The sequence below is a fragment of the Vineibacter terrae genome (assembly GCF_008039615.1).
GTDB lineage: Bacteria > Pseudomonadota > Alphaproteobacteria > Reyranellales > Reyranellaceae > Vineibacter > Vineibacter terrae.
Genome location: NZ_VDUZ01000103.1, coordinates 1 through 4,253, shown reverse-complemented (window position 1 = coordinate 4,253; position 4,253 = coordinate 1). Strand labels below are relative to the sequence as shown.

At 66.0% G+C, this 4,253-nt stretch carries 4 protein-coding genes; 1 reads left to right on the top strand and 3 read right to left on the bottom strand.

The window, feature by feature from the left end; genetic code table 11:
* Window positions 1-495: 495 nt before the first annotated feature.
* On the top strand, window positions 496-1,248 hold the full coding sequence (locus tag FHP25_RS40340; RefSeq protein ID WP_147852663.1) for an IclR family transcriptional regulator: 753 nt from the start codon (window positions 496-498) through the stop codon (window positions 1,246-1,248).
* Between the two features lie 214 nt (window positions 1,249-1,462).
* Here FHP25_RS40340 and FHP25_RS40335 read toward each other — a convergent pair whose 3' ends face one another.
* Genes FHP25_RS40335 through FHP25_RS40325 form a run of 3 tightly spaced genes read right to left on the bottom strand, consistent with a single transcriptional unit; the run spans window position 1,463 to window position 4,024 of the window.
* Window positions 1,463-2,680, bottom strand: a complete 1,218-nt coding sequence (locus FHP25_RS40335; protein ID WP_147852662.1) for an iron-containing alcohol dehydrogenase — start codon at window positions 2,678-2,680, stop codon at window positions 1,463-1,465.
* A gap of 50 nt (window positions 2,681-2,730) precedes the next feature.
* Complete coding sequence (locus tag FHP25_RS40330; protein WP_147852661.1) at window positions 2,731-3,639, bottom strand: nucleotidyl transferase AbiEii/AbiGii toxin family protein; 909 nt, start codon at window positions 3,637-3,639, stop codon at window positions 2,731-2,733.
* The gene (locus tag FHP25_RS40325) at window positions 3,632-4,024 is read right to left on the bottom strand and encodes a DUF6088 family protein (RefSeq protein WP_218579001.1); all 393 of its coding nucleotides are present in this window, start codon (window positions 4,022-4,024) and stop codon (window positions 3,632-3,634) included. Before FHP25_RS40325 ends, FHP25_RS40330 begins: the two co-directional genes overlap by 8 nt.
* Window positions 4,025-4,253 lie beyond the last annotated feature (229 nt).

The window sequence follows — 4,253 nt, the reverse complement described above, 5'->3', positions numbered from 1 at the left end:
TCAGCGGCAAGGTGGTCGGCAAGCGCGAGGAGAACGGCGAGAAGCTGGTCGACCTCGAGGTCAAGTGCACCAACCAGAACGGCCAGAGCACGCTCGAAGGCAACGCCACCGTCGCGCTGGCATAGCGCGGGGAATCGCAGGTCACTGATACATCCGTCATCCCGAGCGCAGCGAGGGATCTCCTGCGTGGGACGCACAGTGCGCCATTCGCGGGAGATCCCTCGCTGCTGGCGGAAAGAGCGCACGGTCGAGCGGACACATGCTGGGGGCGCGCCACTCCGTGGCGCGTCATGTGCTGGCCCGGACGAAGACGCGCGACGGAGTCGCGTGCCCCCAGCGTTTGATCCTGCTGCCCGGGCCAGTTTTTATGGCGTCGTGGCAAAGCCGGCCATCGCTGCACAGCCATGATGCGCTTTCCGCAAGAACGATGCCCCTGTAGTCTGGCGAGAATGCTGGTCTTCTCCGGATCAGAAGGCGCAATCGTCAGGGACGACAATGACTGTCAGGACGGCCGACCGCACGCTGGACATATTCGAAAGCTTTGCCCGTCGGCCGAGGCCCATCACGGTGTCGGATCTTGCCCGCGAGCTCTCGTTGCCGACATCCACGTGCTTCTCGCTCGTGCGTACCCTGGTCGATCGCGGGTTTCTCTTCTACCTGCGCCCCAGGGGCCCGTTCTACCCGACACGGCGCCTGGGCATCGTCGCCGAAGGGATCGCGCAGCACGATCCCATCGCCCAGCACATCCTGCCGTTCCTGAAGGCGCTGCGCGACAAGACCGGCGAGACGGTGATCCTGGGAAAGATCCAGGGAATGGGCACCGTCTACCTGGAGGTCGTCGAATCGAGCAATCCCATCCGCTACACCATGGGCGTCGGCAACGTCCGCGAGCTGCATGCCTCGTCGATGGGCAAGGCGATCCTCGCCGCCATGGACGAGGAGGAACGCGACCGGATCCTCTCCCGGATCAAGTACACGCGGCTGACCGGGCGCACCCTGCGGAACCGTGCGCAGCTTGAAGCCAGCATCGAGGAGGGACGCAAGCGCGGCTACTGGACCAACATCGGCGAGAGCTCTCCGGACGTCATGGGGATCGCGCAGGCGGTCAGGATCTTCGGCGACCTGTACGGCGTGCTGATTGTCGGCCCGGAGTTCCGTATCGAGAAGAAGAAGAAAGCCTATGCCGAGGTGCTCACGGCCACCATCGAGCAGATCTCCACGATCCGCGAGTACGTCGAGGACGAGTAGGCGTTTGGGGGCAGGGGAGGTGCATATCCCCCTCCTGTCATCCCGAGCGCAGCGAGGGATCTCCTGCGGCCAGGCGCACGGTGCGCTGTTCGCAGGAGATCCCTCGCTGCGCTCGGGATGACAGTGAAGAGGTAGCGCTTGCGCCGGGAAGAGGGCCGATGCACATCCCTCCAACGGCACGTTCTCCAGCCGAAGCGGCCGCCTGTCGCCCCGCTCAGTAGGCGGCTTCGAGAAGCCGAAGCGCCTCGGCGATCTGGGCCTCCTGCGAGCGGACGCCTGAATTGGCGTTGAAGTTCTTCACCGTATCGGCGGCGATCTTCGGGAAGTCCTCGCGCGGGATGTCGAGCTGGCGCAGGCGCGTCGGCATCCCGAGCCGCGTGTAGAGCGCCTCCAGCCTGTCCGCCACGGCGAGCGCGGCCTCGCGGCCGTCCATGCCGTCGCGCCAGACCTCGAGCGCCTCGGCGACCCGCCGTGCGGCGCGCAGGTCGACCGCCTCCGCTAGCCTGATCCGCGTGTCGTGGATGACGGACGTCGACTCGCCCTGCCCGATGCGCGGATAGCGGATATGGATCGCCGTCGAGACCGCGTAGCTGCCGGAGAAGGGTCCCGGCCGCAGCAGGCGGCGCATCGCATCGTCCTCGGCGCGGTTCTGCAGGAAGGCGGCGATGCAGAGATCGAGGCGCAGCGAGGCGTTGTCCGGCTCGTCGAGCAGCCGCGGATAGGCGCGATACGCCAGCCTGAAGGCCTGGTCGTCGTCCCCCTCGACCAGGGGATTGGTGTCGAGCTGTCCTTTCGCGCTGATCACGCCGGCGAGCACGGTCGTCGCCGTGGAGCGGAACAGCTCCGCCGGTGTGGCGAGCAGGGCTTCCTCGTCGAGGAAGATCGAATGCGGCCGCGTCTTGGGATCGAAATACTCCATGCGATGATCGAGATCCGGGTTCTTCAGCGCCGTTCCCGCCCGGTTCATCGCGCTGGTCGGCGTGATCGGCACGTTGATGATCGGCGGCTTGGCCGCCATCAGGCGCGGGCTGTAGGCCGGCTTGCCTTCCGGATACTGCGTCATGATCCGGAACGGGTCGTCCGGCTCCGCCATGAAGATCGCCGCACCCCGTGCCGCCATGATCACGCCGCCGCCGCCGACCGCGATCAGCAGATCGGCGCCGGCCGCGACCGCAGCTTCCTTGGCCGCGAAGACGGAGGCATAGGTGGCATCGTTCTCGGTGCCGTCGAAGACACCGGCATAGAGATCGCCCAGCGTTGCGGCGATGCGGTCGACGCTCTGGGTCCGCCGGGTGATGGACGGCGAGCAGATCACGAAGGCGCGCCTGGCGCCGGCCCGGGTCACGGCTTCCTTGAGGTTCTGCTCCAGGGCCTGGCGGCCGCAGTAGAGACGCCATGGAAAGCCTGACGCCTTGAATCCGCTCTCACGCATTGGTCCTGTCCCCGATCTCTCGATTGAAGCGCGAACCTGCCGGCAGCGCGTCAGGAGGATAGCACCTGCTCGGCGAGCGTCGCGCAGGCCGCCATCGCCTGCTCGAAGGTGATCCGCTCGGCATCGGCGCCGAATGCGACCGCCTCGACGAACCGCTCGTACTCCACCTGCCACAGCCTGTCGGCCGCGATCGTGGGGAGCATGGCGCGCAGCAGCGCGAGGCCGTCGGCGTCGGGCCGCTTCGTGCGCCTGGCATCGGCCGCCAGGACAGACCGGGCGAGCGGGCCGAACCTGGTGCTTTCCTGGGCGCTGGCAGCCAGGGCGGCGAGGTCATGGATATGACGCACGATGGAAGGATCGTCCGTCTCGGCGGCGCGGTCGCGCACCGCCGCCCGCCACGCCAAGGCGCTGATCTTGTCGGCGGCGGTCTCGACCGGGTCGACGCAAAGCAGAGCCGGGACTTCCGGCGCGGATTTCTGCGCCCAGCTCATGAGCGACTGTACCGGCCTTGACTGCGGCTCGAGGAGCGTGCCGCTGAACGTCATCTCGATTTGCAAGCCAGGCCGAACGCCCATTGCCGGCGGAAATTGGGCGCCGTAGTGAAAGGAAGCACGGAAGAAGCGGCTCATGTTGCCGATGAGCACGTCGCCATCGGGAACGAACCCGGCTTTTGCGAGCTCTTCCAGAACGGTTTCCCGGAATTTGCCGCGGCGGGTGCGCGCCGCGCTCGGATTGGGCGCGTCGATCCTCACCTTGAAGTCGATGTCTTCCGAAAAGCGCTGGATCAGTCGCCACGCTGCGGCGAGCGACGTGCCGCCGGAGAAAACCGGCGTGACGCCGGGCACGTTGACTGACGCGATCACGCCGATCGCGCGCACGACGTGCCAATCCTTCTCGATGTATGGTTCGCTCGTCTGAAGCGCTGCTGCCACCTGGCGGATGCGCTGCAGATCAAACACGTTCGAAGCTCACGGTCATGCCGTTGTAGCCGAGCTTGCGGCGTACCCGACGGTTGACGCCAATGAGCCGGCCGGTCGGGACCTGGGTCGTTTGTCCGCTGTTGTAGGCTCGCTCAAGCCGCGTGGGGCGCGTCTTGATCCCGAGACGGTCCAACGCCTCCGACATGAGAGAGCCGATGCCCTTTACGGGGACAGGCTTGCCGTCGATGATCGAGGGGGCCGCGCGCGTGTAGACACCTTGGCCGACGCGCAGCAGGCTTCCCTTTCGCACCAGCTGCCCGAGCACCAGACCGATCCGGTCATAGCTCCCGAGATCGGCGAAATCCGCGCGCAGAAACACGTCGCCCTTCCTGCGGGCGACACGCGCTTCGACTTTCTCCGCCACGGTCAGCGGTCTGCGCGGGACCTTCCTCATGCTGTCAATATACGTTGCCAAAGATCAATTTTCAATTGTTTTTCAATGATCTGCAAGGCCAATACCTTCCGCCGCCAGGGCTATCGCATTTGGAAATTTGTGAACTGAGCGAGCATGGTGGCGAGGAATTGGTTGTCCCAGCCGGCACGCTTGAGCTTGCCGCGCATGGAGCCCTTTGAGGGCTCGATCTTGGCGAGGT

Excerpts from the sequence above, each read along its gene's own strand:
- FHP25_RS40335 (WP_147852662.1), bottom strand. The coding sequence starts at position 2,680 with ATGCGTGAGAGCGGATTCAAGGCGTCAGGCTTTCCATGGCGTCTCTAC.
- FHP25_RS40340 (WP_147852663.1), top strand. The coding sequence starts at position 496 with ATGACTGTCAGGACGGCCGACCGCACGCTGGACATATTCGAAAGCTTT.